Origin of the sequence: Bradyrhizobium sp. DOA1, assembly GCF_001593325.1 — a bacterium.
Classification (GTDB): domain Bacteria; phylum Pseudomonadota; class Alphaproteobacteria; order Rhizobiales; family Xanthobacteraceae; genus Bradyrhizobium.
On the sequence record NZ_JXJM01000001.1, the window covers coordinates 5,307,149 to 5,322,827 of the forward strand.

Annotated in this window: 10 protein-coding genes; 6 read left to right on the forward strand and 4 right to left on the reverse strand. The window is 63.8% G+C overall.

From position 1 onward, the window contains the following. Positions 1 to 21 precede the first annotated feature (21 nt). The 3 genes from SE91_RS24745 to SE91_RS24755 form a co-directional block, all read right to left on the reverse strand. A complete protein-coding gene (locus tag SE91_RS24745) occupies positions 22 to 3,351 on the reverse strand; it encodes an AAA family ATPase (RefSeq protein ID WP_061849463.1) in 3,330 nt (1,109 codons plus the stop codon). Positions 3,352 to 3,640: 289 nt separating this feature from the next. Then, positions 3,641 to 4,333 (reverse strand): hypothetical protein, encoded by a 693-nt coding sequence (locus tag SE91_RS24750; RefSeq protein WP_245318519.1) that lies wholly within the window; start codon positions 4,331 to 4,333, stop codon positions 3,641 to 3,643. A gap of 261 nt (positions 4,334 to 4,594) precedes the next feature. Further along, positions 4,595 to 5,620 (reverse strand): AraC family transcriptional regulator, encoded by a 1,026-nt coding sequence (locus tag SE91_RS24755; protein ID WP_061849464.1) that lies wholly within the window; start codon positions 5,618 to 5,620, stop codon positions 4,595 to 4,597. Between the two features lie 188 nt (positions 5,621 to 5,808). Between SE91_RS24755 and SE91_RS24760 the strand changes: the two genes are divergently transcribed. The 4 genes from SE91_RS24760 to SE91_RS24775 all read left to right on the forward strand — a co-directional run bounded on the left by SE91_RS24760 (position 5,809) and on the right by SE91_RS24775 (position 10,079). Further along, positions 5,809 to 6,258: a cupin domain-containing protein gene (locus tag SE91_RS24760; RefSeq protein WP_008559739.1), complete on the forward strand. Its 450-nt coding sequence runs from the start codon at positions 5,809 to 5,811 to the stop codon at positions 6,256 to 6,258. A 107-nt stretch (positions 6,259 to 6,365) separates the two neighbouring features. Further along, the gene (locus SE91_RS24765) at positions 6,366 to 7,856 is read left to right on the forward strand and encodes a flavin-containing monooxygenase (protein ID WP_061849465.1); all 1,491 of its coding nucleotides are present in this window, start codon (positions 6,366 to 6,368) and stop codon (positions 7,854 to 7,856) included. Positions 7,857 to 7,947: 91 nt separating this feature from the next. Then, on the forward strand, positions 7,948 to 9,018 hold the full coding sequence (locus SE91_RS24770; protein ID WP_061849466.1) for a hypothetical protein: 1,071 nt from the start codon (positions 7,948 to 7,950) through the stop codon (positions 9,016 to 9,018). Between the two features lie 65 nt (positions 9,019 to 9,083). Continuing rightward, positions 9,084 to 10,079, forward strand: coding sequence for an NAD-dependent epimerase/dehydratase family protein (locus SE91_RS24775; protein ID WP_061849467.1), 996 nt, complete (start codon positions 9,084 to 9,086; stop codon positions 10,077 to 10,079). A 12-nt stretch (positions 10,080 to 10,091) separates the two neighbouring features. On the opposite strand, the gene SE91_RS24780 is transcribed toward SE91_RS24775, so the two are convergent. Beyond that, positions 10,092 to 10,883, reverse strand: coding sequence for an ABC transporter substrate-binding protein (locus SE91_RS24780; protein ID WP_061851295.1), 792 nt, complete (start codon positions 10,881 to 10,883; stop codon positions 10,092 to 10,094). A 233-nt stretch (positions 10,884 to 11,116) separates the two neighbouring features. Between SE91_RS24780 and SE91_RS24785 the strand changes: the two genes are divergently transcribed. Continuing rightward, positions 11,117 to 12,310, forward strand: a complete 1,194-nt coding sequence (locus SE91_RS24785) for an efflux RND transporter periplasmic adaptor subunit (protein WP_061849468.1) — start codon at positions 11,117 to 11,119, stop codon at positions 12,308 to 12,310. A gap of 13 nt (positions 12,311 to 12,323) precedes the next feature. Next, a complete protein-coding gene (locus SE91_RS24790; protein WP_061849469.1) occupies positions 12,324 to 15,473 on the forward strand; it encodes an efflux RND transporter permease subunit in 3,150 nt (1,049 codons plus the stop codon). Positions 15,474 to 15,679 lie beyond the last annotated feature (206 nt).

Consider the following 15,679-nt stretch of genomic DNA (forward strand, 5'->3'; position numbering starts at 1 on the left):
AAAGGGCGAAACGGCGCATGCCTAATGCTCTTGCGCGAGCAGCTCTTTTGCTTCCACGAATTCAGGAAGATTCTGCTCCATCTCGAATGCAGCCAGCACGGGAGCGAGCAATTCGGATACCGCGCCTGCACGGCCGTTTGTCTTGTGCAGGCGGGCAAGTCCAAGAGCGCTGCGCAGCTCGAAGGTCTTCGTCTGCTGTTGTCGCGCGATCTCCAGCCCTCGCCTGAGGTCGTCTTCGGCACTGGATTCGCCCGAAGATGCTTGGCGCGACAGGAGGTTGCTGCGGATACGATGCAGTTCGGCATCAAGCCAATGCTGGCCGGTCTGTTCGGTCCGGGCGATCAATTCGTTCAGGATTTCCAGTCCGGTTTCGACTTGGCCCATCTCTGCATTCGCCACGGCGACATGCATCCCCCAGAACGGCTCGCAGAGGTAGCAATCGTTCTCCTGCAGCAAGGTCCAGCCGTGACGCATGTCCGCCAGTCCGGCCATTCGATCCCCGGCACGCCACTTGGCCAGGCCATTCAGGTAGGTGCCCGCAGCCACGTACAGTGGCATCGTGTGGTCGCGCGCGAGACCGAGTGCCAGGATCGTCTCCGTCTGCTCCAACATGCCCCCGCATACCCCGTCGAACACAGCGCGATGAACCAGCGCGTTAGCCCGGGAAAGCGCCCGCTTTTCTCCCGAAGCCCCCACCGCTTCGGCAGCGAGCTTGCGCGCGCGCGCGATCATACCGAGCGGCCACAGCACCAGAGCAAGGAATCTCATGATCACGAACGGCAGATCCAGCGTCGAAGCCCGGAATGTCGCGGGATCCGGCTCGACACTGTAGATCGCCAGCGCCTGCTCGAGATGCGTCCTCGCGTTCAGATAGTCGCCCCCGAACCAGCAGGTGACGCCCCCCGTCCAATGGGCGACAACGGCGGCCACGGGTGAGTCCGGTCGTTGGTCAGCTGCGCTCCTGATGGCATCCGCCAGCTCCCGCATCGGAGCGAGTTCGCCGTGCGTCAAGCAGGCGTTGAAGAGTCCGGAATGAACAGGCGCGAGTTCAATGGGATCATCGATGTCGGCTGCGAACTGGCGCGCCCGCGTCCATGCCGCGATCGTTTCGGGAGCGCTGTGCCCGAGGCTGCCCCTCAGTGCACGGCCATACGAGATTTGAAGATGCAGCCTGCTCGTCATTCGGCGGGGCTCGTCAGGCAGCTCGTCAGCGGTCGAAATGGCCTTGCCTAGATGCGCGATCGCCTCGGAATAGGCCGAGCGTTTCAGTGCCTGCTGGCCCGCCTTGCGCCACCATTCGAAAGCGACCTCGCTCAGCCCCGCTTCGGTGAAGTGGTGCGCCAGAACTTCCGGCTCGGTCTCGGCGACGACTGGAAACCTCTCGCGCAGGACCTCGCCGATTCGCGTGTGCAGCAGCTGCCGTTTGCTCTTGAGCAGACTCTCATAGGCCGCTTCCTGAACAAGGGCATGCTTGAAATTGTAATTTGCCTCCGGCGGCGCTCCGCGGCGAAGCAGCAGTTCGGCCTCTTCAAGTTGTCCTAGCGCAGCGCTCAGCGTCAGATCATCGCGTCCCGCCACGTATTTCAGCAGTGCGTATGAGAAGTCGCGGCCAATGGCGGCGCCTATCTGTGCCACCTCCTTGACCGGAGCGAGCCGGTCGAGCCGTGCCATCAGTGAATCCTGCAGCGTGGCGGGAATAGCTAGCGGCGGGAGCGGACTGGTCAGGCGATAGCGCCCGGCATCTTCGATGAGCAGGCCGGACTCCAGCACCATCTTGGTCAACTCCTCGACGAATAGCGGCACGCCATCCGTCTTGTCGATGATCTGCTGCATCATCTCGCCTGGCAGCTGGCGACCAACGACCACCTGTTCGACCAGCGCGCGCGTATCCTGCCGATCCAGCCGGTCGAGCCGCAACAGACTGACATTCGCAAGGCCCGACCAGGAGGGCTCGAACTCAGGCCGGGAGGTCATGAGCACGAGTATCGGCAGGGCCCTGATCCGATCGACCGCGAGATCGAACAGTTCAAGTGTCGTGGCATCGGCCCAATGCATATCCTCGCAGATAATCAGCAGAGGTTGATCGCGTGCCAATCCCTCAAGCTGATCGAGCAGGACAGCAAATGTCTGTCGACGCTGCTGTGCCGGGCTCAGAGCGAGCGGCGGACAGCGGTTTCCGGGTGGAATCGAAAGGAGCGCCGCAATGAGCTGTGTTGCTGGAACGACCTGCTGTGTTCCGAGCACTAGCATCGCCTCGAGCTTGTCGAGCTTTTGCTCGGGCATGTCGTCCGAACGGATACCGGCGGCGCGTTCGAGCTGCGCGACAAACGGATGAAGCGCACTGTTGGTATGGTAAGGCGAACACTGATATCGCACCCGGCGGTGCGCCCCCAATGCGGGGCTTTCAGAGAGCGTTGCGACTATCCGCGACTTGCCGATGCCCGCTTCACCAGAAATCAATACCATCCGACCCTGGCCCTGCCAGGCCTCCCGTTGGCGCGAGAGAATGAATTCGATCTCGTTCTTGCGGCCGACAAAGCCGATCGAGCGCGCGGCGCGGACTGCCTCGAAGCGGCTCTCGGATGCGGTCGCACCTTCCACCGCCCAGACTGCAATGGGTTCTGCTATTCCCTTGACCTCCCGGCGACCGAGATTGCGAAGAGTGAAGAGATCGCCAAGCAGCCGGCGCGTCGACGAAGCAACGACGACGACCCCCGGCTCCGCCAAACTCTGGAGGCGAGCAGCGAGATTTGGTGTATCGCCGATGGTTGCGTGCTCCTCAGACGCATCTCCACTGATGAGGTCGCCGACCACCACAAGTCCGGTCGCGATTGCGATCCGCAGTTCAGCCCGTTCGCCAGCGCCCGTCTTGAGCTGGCGAATCGCCGCGATAATATCCAGGCCCGCGAGCACCGCGCGTTCCGCATCGTCTTCGTGGGCACGGGGATAACCGAAATAGACGAGTATTCCGTCACCGACGAACCGAGCTATTCTGCCATCATAGGCAGTAACAACGCTCGCGCAGGCAGCGCGGTAGGCCCGGATCACCTCCCACATATCCTCGGGATCGAGCCGCGCCGAGAGCGCGGTCGAGCCGACCAAATCGCAAAACATGACGGTGAGGTGGCGCCGCTCGGCGTCATGAGGGGGCGCAGGCGATGCGATCAACGCGGCCGGATCGAGGTTGGCGATGGCACGCAGCATTTTGCGGCGATGACCGAGCAAGACTCCGAGCTTGTCAAAGTCCTCGTCCATCAGTTCGGGGAGGACGCCCACGTCGATCCCATTTTGGGCAAAACGCTCGGCGTATTGTCCAAGCCCCAACTTCTCGAGCCACTCCGCAATCTGCATGGCTCCACCGATCTTGTGGCTAGCGGTTAGCAGAATGTTGGACCACGGCCGCGCGGAAACAGTATCTCAACATCACCACGATGGCACGTCTTGTCTGTTGTGTGAAAACTTAGGTTACTAGGTACCGGCACGGTGCGCACCAGAACACTTGTCGATGCGAACGACTGCACTACCAAACATCGCAGACGCGCAACGTTGGACGGCTGAGGTTGCGATGAGTCGGCATTGCGCACTCCAGACCCGAAGCCGAACCAGCACGGCGGCTTGTGCTCACGTGAGCGTGCTTCCTTCATTGCTCGTTCGTGGGTGCATCGTTGCTGCGAGCCATCGTGCCCGCCGCAACTTGAAGCGAAGAACCCACCACCCAACAGCCGGCAACAAAGCCTATCAGGCCGTTGGGCAGGTTTTGATCAAGGACAAGGATGCTGACGGACAGAGTAGCCGCAATGGCCGCGCCGAAGGTTCCGGCCGCACTCATGATCTCAGCCGGCTCGGAGCCGTTCCATTCTTCCGAGATGCTCGATGACGAATTCCGTGCGACTTTGCCGGACAAATCAATACCGACATAATAGCTCAGAGCTCCATAGACCATTGTTATCAGCACAATCCAGCCGCTTTCAAACAGCCCACCTTTCTGGCGCAGCAGGGTCGCACCCACATAGAGGCCGCAAGAGGCCCCAACGGCTCCCAGCCCAATTCTTTCAAGAATATGTGCCGACTTGATCAGACTGGAACGGGCGATCCGAATACTGCCGAGGCGCCTTGCTAAGGAAAAGATGTTGGAAGTTGCGCTGCTTATCTTCATTGGGGGCTCCTCCTGAGTAAGTAGCAGCCGGCCGCTCTCGAATAGAGCTGCCAGGACGCGTTTCTCGATGCCCTTGATTCCAATTTCTGAAAAAGCTGTGCTGAGTGATGGGCTGGCTTGCTCGTGAGCAAGACGAGGAGCCAATCCAAAGCTGCGAGCACGCGGCTGCGCAGGCATTGCATCTCACCCGCGTTCGTCAATTTGATCCGGGTGGGGCAATTTCTTGCGGGAGTGGTAGTTCAGAAAGAGAGTGATCGAGTATGAAGCGGTTCACATACCACTTTTTCCTGACGCTGCACCCGGTCACGATTTCCGGAGGACGCGCGAAACTCGCAGGTCAGGCCGATCACTTTTCGCCTCACACCTGCACCACGTGGCCAGGCGCCATCCAGGATCTGCCCCTGGTGACGACGCAGCCGCGCTAGAAGGTCTTCCGCCTCAACTCATCCTGCGCCGCAACGTCGTCGAAGGCGTCTCACCGAATTTCTCGCGGTAGGCACCGGCCATGCGGCCGAGATGTGTGAAGCCGAGATCGAAGGCGATCTCGGTGATGGAAGCATCGGGCGCAGCTTTCGCGAGGCGGGCGTTCAGAGCGGCGAGGCGCATATCGAGCAGCATCTGCGAGATCGACACGCCGAAGTGACGGCGGAAGCCGAGTTGGAGCGCGCGGATGCCGATGCCGGCTTCGCAGGCGAGCTGCGCGAGGTCGAGCGGCTCGCCCGCATTGTCCGCCAGATGGTCACGCGCGGTGCGGAGCGCGCGCGGCAGACGCTCGGCCCGCCCTGAGAACATTTGAATCGCATCCGACAGGCCATGGCGTTGGCCGTTGAGCAGGTGATCGAGCAGCACCTCGCGCCAGTCGGCCATCGCAACCGGCGACAGCCGGCCCGAGGGACCGAGACGCTCGGCCAGCGTCATCAGCTCGGCAAGGCGCATCCGTAAGGCCCGCCCGGACGGCGCGTCCAAATCGATCACCGGATCGAATTCGACTCTGCCTGCCGCCCTGCCCGACAGCGCCGCGGCGCGCTGCTCGACCATGCGGCGATCGAGCAGCAGGATCGCCTGCGCACAATCGCGCCACATCATCCGGGTCGGGATCGTCGGCGACAGCAGCGAGGCCGTCCGTTCCGGCGCGGCATCGAGCTCGCGGGCCCCGGCACGAATGCGGGCGCTGCCCGCGAGCGGGACCTGGACCAGGAAGAAGCGATCGAGACAGCCGGGGTCGATGCTGACCGATCCGCCATAGGCGACGTAGTTGATGGAAAAGCCTGCGAATGCCGCGCAATTGTGCCGCGCCGAGAAGCCGTCCGCGCGCGCTTGTGTCGGCTTGAGATCATGCGGGCAGAAGATGCGCCCGATTGCTTCGGCCGCCTCGTCGACATCATCGGTCGTGACGCGGGCAAAGGCCGCGAGCCGTTCGGCGGCGGGGACCCTCGCGCTCATTTCCAGCACGGCTGCGGACATCGTCGACCACGCTTCGCGTCACGGAATTGCTTTAAGCCTATAATAGTTCGCACGACGCGAAAAGGGCCGCGCCCGCAAAATCGTCTTGTTGCATGGCAATAGCGCGGTGCGGATTCGTTTAGCGGATAGACAGGGACCCGTCCCCGGGCCGATGCTCCGTCCTCGCCGGAATCCACGAGGAGGCGCGCATGACTGCACTCGAAAAGGGTATCACCGCGAACGGCACGGGCTATGGCGGCAAGACCTGGAATATCCTGGGCCAGGTCTATTTCCCCAAGGCCGTCACCGATTCCACCTTCGCATTCGAGACCAACAGCGATCCCGGCCAGTTCGTGCCGGTGCACATCCACCCGACCCAGGACGAGTTCATCCTGGTGCAGGAGGGCACGCTCGACCTCAAGCTCGACGGCAAATGGGTCAAGGCCCATGCCGGCGATCTCGTGCGCATGCCCCGCGGCATCCCGCACGGCTATTTCAACAAGTCCGACAAGCCGTGCCGCGCGCTGTTCTGGGTCTCGCCGATGCAGAAGCTGGAGGCGCTGTTCAACCAGCTCCACAATCTGACCGACCCTGCCGAAGTGGTGCGCATCTCGGCACTGCACGAGGTCGATTTCCTGCCGCCCGAGGCCAACGAGTAGGCGTCCGGCCTCTTCGTCTACCTTCACCTGTTGGCAGCTCGGTCGGCCGCGCCTTGCGGTCGAACGTCGCTGCTTGCGCGCGAAACATCTCGATTGCGAGCAACCCCATGGTCAACCCAAAACATGTCTGCGTGATCGGCGGCGGCGTCTCCGGCCTTGCTGCCGCCAAGGCGTTCTCCGCCCGCGGCCACCGCGTCACCATCGTCGAGCGCAGCGGCGATCTCGGCGGCGTCTGGGAGCCGGCGCGCTCCTATCCGGACGTGCAGACACAGAGCCCGAAGGAGCTCTACCGCTACACCGACCGCGCCATGCCCGATGCCTATCCGGAATGGCCGACCGGCCCGCAGGTCCATGCCTATCTCGCCGATTACGCCATGAGTTTTGGCCTCGACCGCATGCTGCGTTTCAATACGGCGGTCGCCGGCATGGCGCGGCGCGCCGACGGCAAGCCGGGCTGGACGCTCGCGCTGACCGGCAAGGACGGCGCGACCACGAACGAGGACTTCGATTTCGTCGCGGTCTGCACCGGCCAGTTCAACGAGCCGCGCGAGCTGCATTGCCCCGGCGAGGACGGCTTTCTGGCCCGGGGAGGCCAGATCCTGCATTCGTCGACATACAACGATGCCGCCCTGGCGAACGGGCGCCGCGTCGTCGTCCTCGGCGGCTCGAAATCGGCGACCGACATCGCGGTCAACGCGGTGAAGGCGGGCGCACGCGAGGTGACGATCGTGATGCGCGAGCCGGTCTGGCGCATCCCCTACTTCATCGGCGGGCTCGTGAACTTCAAGCGCATCCTCTACATCCGCGCGCAGGAAGAGATGTTTCCGGGCTGGGGCATCGGCCCGATGGCGCGGCTCGCGCATCGCCTGGCCGCACCGCTGGTCTGGGCGAATTGGCGCGGGCTGGAGAGCCTGCTGAAGACGCAACTCAAGCTTGGCCGCTGCAACATGGTGCCGAAGGAGCGGATCGAGGACGGCGTCAACTGCTCGGTGCCGATCGCAACGCCGGGCTTCTATCCGATGGTCGCCGACGGCCGCATCAAGGCGGTGTTCGGCACGTTCGATCGTTATGACGGCGACAGCATCGTGATGAGCGGTGGCGAGCGCATCAAGGCGGACGTCGCTGTGCTCGCGATCGGCTACAAGCTCGGCGTGCCGTTCCTGCCTGCGGCCTACCAGCAGAAGCTGGTCGATGCCGACGGCCAGTACCGGCTCTATCGTCTGATCGCCAACCCCGATCTGCCCGAGCTTGGCTTCGTCGGCTTCAACTCGTCGTTCTGCACCGTGCTCTGCGCCGACCTCGCCGCCAACTGGCTGGTACGCTATGCCGACGGCCGGCTCGCCAATCAGCCGACGGCGCAGCAGATGCGCGACAACATCGAGATGATGCTGCACTTCAAGCGCGTCGAACGGCCGGCCGCGGGCGTCTATGGCGGACTGTGCGTCGCGCCCTACCACTACCGCCATTTCGATGAGCTGATGGCCGACATCGGCGCGAAGAACCAGAAGCGCGGCGGGCTCGCCGGTCGCTTCGCACCGCCCGACGCGGACGCCTATGCCAAGTTCCTGGCCACGGCGCCGGACTACCGGGCAGCGTGAGGAGATCGCGGCTGAACGGGATTTGCATCTCGCCAGCCTGCGGCTTCGATGTTTACGATCTCCCAGGCCAGCGAATCGATGGGAACCGGCCATGGGATTGAGACGCCTTGCCGCCGCAGCATTTGCGGTGCTCGCCTTGCTCGTCATGGCACCCGCCTTCGGGCAGACTGGGCTTACGTCCCAGCAAGCGGCTGCGGTCGCTGCCTATGATCGCGCGCTCGCCGATTTCAAATCCATCCTGGCCGAGCGACGGCGTCAGATCGATGCGAAAGAGCGCTTGCCGAACCTACCCGGACAAGCGCTCTACCTGGCGCGCGTTGCCGTGATCAGCACCTACAAGGATCTCACGGACGCCATTCCTTCCCGAATTGGAAAGCCCAACAAGTTCGAGATACCTCCGGCCTATTTCGACGCCGCCATCGAGCCGCTGATCGACGAATATGCCGCATTGTTCGAGATCATGGAGGCGCCGCCCGCCGGCGCGCAGAAATCGCCGACGCCGTTCAAGGATGTCGTCGATCTCGCCGTCGCGATTGCACGCGCCAAGGGGCTGGCATCGCATCACGCGGAAATCGCTGGGCGCATCAGTCTCGGGCTGTTCTATGCGGAAACCAACGGCAAGCAGAACGTCCGCAATGCGCGCTCGAACACCTATATGGGCAGCTTCCAGACCGGCCCCTCCGAAGACCGCAACGGCCGGAAGAAATGGGACAAGATCAAAGGCGACATCGCGGCGATCGATCCCGAACTGAGCGCGCGCGACGACAAGGAAGAGGCGCGGGCCCGCGGCACCGATCATCGTTTCAACCACTGGACCAATGTGCGCGACGGGCTGATGAACGCGCATGCTGAAATTTTCCCCGAGATCCCGGGGATCGTGAAGACGCTGCCCGACCCGATCGACCAGATGAAACTGTTCCAGCTGATCCAGATCGTTCCGACCCCGACGCGGTCGGCGCTCAAATCGGGCGATCTCCTGAACTACAGGGTGTCCAGTCCCACGGTCATGAAGTATTTGCGCAACAACAGCATCTTCGCGTTCGGACAGGCCGACCGGGCAAGGACCTCGGCGAGCTTCCGCGAGATTCTCGCGGCGATGTGGCTGTTCAACCGCAAGTTCGAGAAAGCGATGGCGAAATATTCGGAGATCAAGGCGCGCTGAGGGATCGGTTGCAACTGCTACCGGACGTTGTAAGCTCTCGACCTCATCGGCGGCACGGAGCTTCCATGCGCCTCCTCATTCTCGGCGGCAGCCAGTTTCTCGGCCGGGCGATCGCAAGCCATGCCTGCGCTGCCGGTCACGACGTGACCTGTGCAGCCCGCGGGCTTGCCGGGCCAATTGCGGCAGGCGCGCGCTTCGTGCGAATCGATCGCGACGTCGCGGACGGTCTCACGCCACTGACCGGCGAGACGTTCGATGCCGTGGTCGACGTCTTGCGTCACCCCGGCCAGGTCCGCCGCGCGGTCGCAGCGCTGAAGCGGCCGGGTGTGCATTGGACTTTCGTGTCAACCGTCAGCGTCTATGCCGACAATCGCATATCGGGACAACGCGCCGACACGGCGCCGCTGCGCGAGCCCGCTTCGGCGGACATCGCGCACAGCACCGATGCCATCTATGGCGCGGCCAAGGTTGCTTGCGAGCAGGCCATCGGCGGCGATGCCTTCATATGCCGTGCCGGCCTGATCGCCGGTCCGGAGGACCCGACCGGGCGCTTTGCTTACTGGCCAGCGCGGCTCGCGCGCGGCGGCGAGGTGCTGGCGCCTGGATCGCCGGAGGACGCCGTCCAGCTCATCGATGTGCGTGACCTCGCGCAATGGATCGTGCATGCCGCAGAGGTTCGTCTCACCGGCATCTATGACGGGATCGGACCGGTGCGCAGGCGCGGTGAGTTCCTGGCCGAGTGCGCCTCGGCGCTGGACGCATCCTGCACGTTCACCTGGGTCGATCGCGCTTTCCTGGAAGCGCATGACGTGCGGCGATGGGCGGGTCCGCGATCACTGCCGCTCTGGCTGCCGCTGCCCGACTTCGCCGGCTTTCTGACACGAGATACCTCGCCGGCGCGCGAGGCCGGATTGACTGCTCGGCCGTTCGCGGCCACGGCGCGGGATACGCTTCATTGGCTCCGCGCCAGCAACGGGCCGGTGGTCGGTCTCAGCGCCGATGAGGAAGGCGCGGTGCTTTCCGCGTGGCACGCACGCGGCGTGACTGCCACCGCAATCTAGCCGGCCCGTAAGCTACTCCGTCCGGATCGGAGAATCCTTCAACCCGTTATTGTCATAGGCCTTGCGCAGCATGCCATTGGCCGTTGCCTCCGTCATGAATTTGGTGACGTAGGCCAAGGCCTGGCTGTGGCCGAGCGGGACGGCGACGGCGGTCACCGTTTTCTTGAAGGTTTCGTCCAGCACCTTCGTGCCCGGAATCTTCTGCGCCATCTTGTTGAGCTGGTCGCGCGACAGCGCGAAGGCATCAATGTCGCCGCTCTTCAGCAGGCCGAAAATTTCATCATAGGTCTGATAGCCCGTGACCTTCGCATGCTTCAGATGCGCGATGGCGCCGCGCATGGTGGTGGTGGCATTGACGGCCGCGACCTTGATGCCGGGCTGATCGAGCGCGGCGAAACTGGTGATGCTCGACCCCGGCTTGACGATGTAAGTGGCATCGGCGACCTCGTAGATCGGGCCGAACGACATCTTGGTCTCGCGCTCGGGGTCCTTCGGGAGCCAGGTGACGTCCCACGTCCCTTTTGACGCGGCATCGGTGATCTGACCGGAATTCTGGTGCACGACATATTCGACGGGTACGCCGAGTTGTGCCGCCATGACCTTGCCGAGGTCGACCGGAACGCCGGCATAGCCGGCGTCGGTCCTGGTCGACCAGAACGCTCCGCCCGCCGGGCTGATCGCGATCGCGACACGCAACTTGCCGGTCGGCGCGATCTCGTCTTTCAGGCCATCGGCTAGCGCGGGCATGGCGACCGCCGCTGCGAGAACGAGGCCGGCGAGGGCCGACCGGAATGGCGTTGGCATGTCATGCTCTCCGCACCTTTTCTTCTTTTGACCCATCACGTCGATCACACGGCCTTTGACACAATTCTGGTCGATCGTGCGCCCAGTGAAAAGCCCTTTGTCCTGACGAATCCGTCAAAGGGCACACCACCGTTTGCAGTGCAAGGCCCGTGACTGCCATGGCTATGGTGTTCCACGGCCGGGCATTTGTTGGTAGCCTGCCGCACCGACAGAGAGCAATCGGGGGCCACCGAATGACGCGCGCGAATCCCGCATCTTCCGCACGACGTAAGAAAGCGTGGAGCCATGTCGGGCGGGGCTTGGCGGCGGCATCCATCGTCGTTGCGCTCGCCGGCTGCGAGGACAAGAACACGTTCGTGGCTCCGCCGCCGCCCAAGGTGGACGTTGCAACGCCGGTGCAGCGTGCGGTGACGCGCTACATCGAGGCGACCGGCAACACCGCGCCGATCAAGAGCGTCGACCTCGTCGCGCGGGTGCAAGGCTTTCTGCAATCGATCGACTACCAAGACGGCAGCTTCGTCAAGCAGGGCACCCAGCTCTTCACGATCGAGCCGGAGACCTACAAGCTCAAGCTCGAGCAGGCGCAGGCGGCCGAGGCCGGCGCGCAGGCCTCGCTCAAGCAGGCCGAAGCCGATTTCAAACGGCAGGTCGAGCTGGTGCAGCGCCAAGCGGTTTCGCAGGCTACGCTCGACACCTCGACGTCGACCCGCGACAACGCTCAAGCCAGTCTTCAGCAGGCCCAGGTCAATACCAGGCTCGCCGCAGTCAACTACGGCTACACCAAGGTGACGGCGCCGTTCGACGGCATCGTCAGCGCCCACCTGGTCTCGATCGGCGAGCTCGTCGGCGTCTCCTCCCCGACCCAGCTCGCAACCATCGTCGCGTTGGATCCGATCTATGTGAACTTCACCGTCAACGAGCAGGACGTGCTGCGCATCCGCGCCGAGGCGGCACGCAGGGGACTGACGCCCGCAGACATGAAGCAATTTCCAATTCAGATCGGCCTGCAGACCGACACCGGCTATCCGCATGAGGGGCATCTCGACTACGTCTCGCCGACCCTCAATCAATCGACCGGCACGCTGGCGGTGCGCGGACTCGTTCCCAACGACAAGCGGGTGCTGCTCCCCGGCTATTTCGTCCGCGTTCGCGTGCCTTTCGACCAGGAGAAGAGCGCGCTCCTCGTCCCCGACACCGCGCTCGGCAGCGACCAGGGCGGCCGCTATCTCCTCGTCGTGAACGCCGACAACACCGTCGAGCAGCGCAAGGTGCAGATCGGCCCCGTCGACAACGGCCTGCGCGTGATCGAGAGCGGCCTGAAGCCGGAGGACCGCGTGATCATCGCCGGGCTGCTGCGGGTGATCCCGGGCCAGAAGATCGACCCGCAGGTGACGAAGATCGAGCAGCCCCAGGCGTCTGCCAAGTGAGGGAGCGCCAGCCATGATCTCGAAATTCTTCATCGAGCGGCCGGTCCTCTCGAACGTCATCGCGCTGCTGATGATCCTGATCGGCGGCGTCGCGCTGTTCAATCTCGCGATTGCGCAATATCCCGACGTGGTGCCGCCGACCGTGCAGGTGACGACGCGCTATCCCGGCGCCAGCGCCAAGACCGTGATCGACACCGTGGCGCTGCCGATCGAGCAACAGGTCAACGGCGTCGAGGACATGCTCTACATGCAGTCCTACAGCGGCTCGGACGGCACCTACACCCTGACCGTGACCTTCAAGATCGGCACCGACCTCAACTTCGCGCAGGTATTGGTGCAGAACCGCGTCTCCAGCGCGCTGTCGCAACTGCCGGCCTCGGTGCAGAACCAGGGCGTCACCGTGCAGAAGCGATCGACCTCGATCCTGTTGTTCGTGACCCTGACCTCGCCGGACTCCAGATACGACAGCCTGTATCTGAGCAACTACGCCACCATCAACATCCGCGACGAGCTCTCGCGCCTGCCCGGTGTCGGCAACGTCACCGTGTTCGGCGCCGGTCAATATTCGATGCGGGTGTGGCTCGACCCGAACAAGCTGCAGGCCCGGGGGCTGGTACCGCAGGACGTCATCAACGCAATCCAGCAGCAGAGCCAGCAGGTCTCCGCCGGCCAGGTCGGCGCGCCGCCGACGCCGCCGGGCCAGGCGTTCCAATATACGCTCAACGTCAACGGACGGCTCGAGGACACCGGCCAGTTCGAGAACATCATCGTCAAAACTGGCACCAGCGGCGACGTCACGCGCGTGCGCGACGTCGGCTGGGTCGAGCTGGGCGCGCAGACCTACAGCCAGATCTTCTCCCTCAACAAGCAGCCGGCGGTCGGCATCGGCGTGTTCCAGTCGCCCGGCGCCAACGCGCTCCAGGTCGAGCAGGCCGTCGAGAGGAAGATGGCGGAGCTCGCCAAGCGCTTCCCCGAGGGCATCAAATACGACACCCCGTTCGACACCACCAAGTTCGTGGAGGCCTCGGTGCACGAGGTCTACATGACGCTGATCGAGGCCGGCCTGCTCGTCCTGGTCGTGATCCTGGTGTTCCTGCAGGATTGGCGCGCGATGCTGGTGCCGGCAACGACGGTGCCTGTGACGATCATCGGCGCGTTCGCCGCGATGGCAGCGCTCGGCTTCACCATCAACATGTCGACGCTGTTCGCGATCGTGCTGGCGATCGGCATCGTGGTCGACGACGCCATCGTCGTGGTGGAAGGCGCCGCCCACAACATCGAGCAGGGCATGAACGGCCACGACGCCGCGATCAAGGCGATGGACCAGCTGTTCGCGCCGATCGTGGGCATCACGCTGGTGCTGATCTCGGTGTTCCTGCCGGCTTCGTTCCTCGCCGGACTGACCGGGCGTATCTATTCGCAATTCGCGCTGGTGATCGCCGCGACCGCGCTTCTGTCCGCGATCAACGCGGCGACGCTGAAGCCGACGCAATGCGCGCTCTGGCTGCGGCCGGCGGTGCCGCCGGAGCAGCGCAATTTCTTCTACCGCGGCTTCAACGCCGTCTATAACCGCGTCGAGCGCGGCTACACGCGGTTGATCACCTTTCTCGTCAAGCACGCCACTGTCTCCGTCGCGTTTGCGCTGCTGATCATCGCAGCCAGTGGCTATGGCCTGTCGCGGGTGCCGACCGGCTTCCTGCCGATCGAGGACCAGGGCTATCTGATCGCCGCCGTGCAGCTGCCCGACGGCGCCGCGCTGGAGCGGACGCAAGCCGTGCTCGACAAAGCGAGCGGGCTGATCAAGGACACGCCCGGCGTGGCGCAGGTCATCACCATCGCCGGCATCTCCGCACTCGATAACAGCGCCAGCCTTGCCAATGCCGGCGTCGCCTACATCATCCTGAAGGACTGGGACGCGCGCAAAGGACCCGGCGAGGATCTGCGCTCGCTGGTCTTTGGGCTGAACGACAAGCTCGGGACCATCATGGAGGCACGCACGATCGTGCTGCCGCCGCCGCCGATCCAGGGCATCGGCAACGCCGCCGGGTTCTCGATGCAGGTCGAGCTGCGCGACGGCAACAGCGATTTCGCCAAGCTGCAGGCGATCACGAGCGCGATGGTCAGCAACGCCGGGAGCCAGAGCGCGCTCCAGCGCGTGCAATCCTCGTTCCGCTCGTCGGTGCCGCAGTTCAACGTCGAGATCGACCGCGTCAAGACCCAGACCCTGCACGTCACGACCGATCAGGTGTTCTCGGCGCTGTCGACCTATCTCGGCTCGTCCTACGTCAACCAGTTCAACAAGTTCGGCCGCGTGTTCCAGGTCTACACCCAGGCCGATCCGGCCTTCCGCGTCACCGAGGGCGACATCGCCAACATGCAGGTGCGCAACTCGAACGGCGACATGATCCCGATCGGCACTATCGCCAAGATCACGCCGGCCACGGGACCGTCGCTGATCAGCCTCTACAATCTCTATCCGTCCTCGACCGTGATTGGCCTGCCGGCGCAGGGCTATTCATCGGGCCAGTCGCTGAAGCTGATGGAGGACATCGCGGACAAGACGCTGCCGCCGGGTACCGGCTATGAATGGACCGCGATGTCCTATCAGGAGAAGGCGGTCTCCAATCAGATCTATTGGGTGTTCGGCCTTGCCATGCTGCTGGTCTATCTCGTACTCGCCGGCCAGTACGAGAGCTGGTACGCGCCGATCTCGGTGATCCTCGCGGTGCCGCTGTCGCTGCTCGGGCCCATGCTGATCCTCAGCGCGCTCAAGATCGACAACAACCTCTATTGCCAGATCGGCCTGATCCTCTTGATCGCGCTGTCGGCGAAGAACGCGATCCTGATCGTCGAGGTCGGGCTCGAGCTGCACGGCCGCGACGGCAAGCCAATCCTGGAGTCCGCGATCGAGGCGGCGCGCGCCCGCTTCCGGCCAATCCTGATGACCTCGTTTGCCTTCATTCTCGGCGTGGTGCCGCTGGTGCTCGCGACCGGCGCCGGCGCCAGCGCGCGCAAGTCGATCGGCATCACCGTGTTCTCGGGCATGCTGGCCTCCACCTGCCTCGCGGTGCTGTTCGTGCCGGCCTTCTTCGTGGTGGTGCAACGTTTCGAGAACTGGCGCGCGAGCAAGAAGGCGCAGCCGGTGGCGGAGGCGAAGCCGTGATTATTCCGCAGCCTCAAAACAAGATGCGAAAACAACCCCATGCACAGTAGGGATGATGTTGAAATCGCTCGGAAAATTTTGGACTAGCCGAACCGGTTGCTTCGTCGGGCAAAACAGAGGCAGAATGGCATGATGGGCGGTATGCGTGTCTTGCCGCCGCAGCAACGCCTACACGTTGCAGCTTGTCCGGGACACGAGACCGGCGT

Excerpts from the sequence above, each read along its gene's own strand:
- SE91_RS24750 (WP_245318519.1), bottom strand. The coding sequence starts at position 4,333 with ATGCCTGCGCAGCCGCGTGCTCGCAGCTTTGGATTGGCTCCTCGTCTT.
- SE91_RS24790 (WP_061849469.1), top strand. The coding sequence starts at position 12,324 with ATGATCTCGAAATTCTTCATCGAGCGGCCGGTCCTCTCGAACGTCATC.
- SE91_RS24780 (WP_061851295.1), bottom strand. The coding sequence starts at position 10,883 with ATGCCAACGCCATTCCGGTCGGCCCTCGCCGGCCTCGTTCTCGCAGCG.
- SE91_RS24760 (WP_008559739.1), top strand. The coding sequence starts at position 5,809 with ATGACTGCACTCGAAAAGGGTATCACCGCGAACGGCACGGGCTATGGC.
- SE91_RS24755 (WP_061849464.1), bottom strand. The coding sequence starts at position 5,620 with ATGTCCGCAGCCGTGCTGGAAATGAGCGCGAGGGTCCCCGCCGCCGAA.
- SE91_RS24745 (WP_061849463.1), bottom strand. The coding sequence starts at position 3,351 with ATGCAGATTGCGGAGTGGCTCGAGAAGTTGGGGCTTGGACAATACGCC.
- SE91_RS24770 (WP_061849466.1), top strand. The coding sequence starts at position 7,948 with ATGGGATTGAGACGCCTTGCCGCCGCAGCATTTGCGGTGCTCGCCTTG.
- SE91_RS24765 (WP_061849465.1), top strand. The coding sequence starts at position 6,366 with ATGGTCAACCCAAAACATGTCTGCGTGATCGGCGGCGGCGTCTCCGGC.
- SE91_RS24785 (WP_061849468.1), top strand. The coding sequence starts at position 11,117 with ATGACGCGCGCGAATCCCGCATCTTCCGCACGACGTAAGAAAGCGTGG.
- SE91_RS24775 (WP_061849467.1), top strand. The coding sequence starts at position 9,084 with ATGCGCCTCCTCATTCTCGGCGGCAGCCAGTTTCTCGGCCGGGCGATC.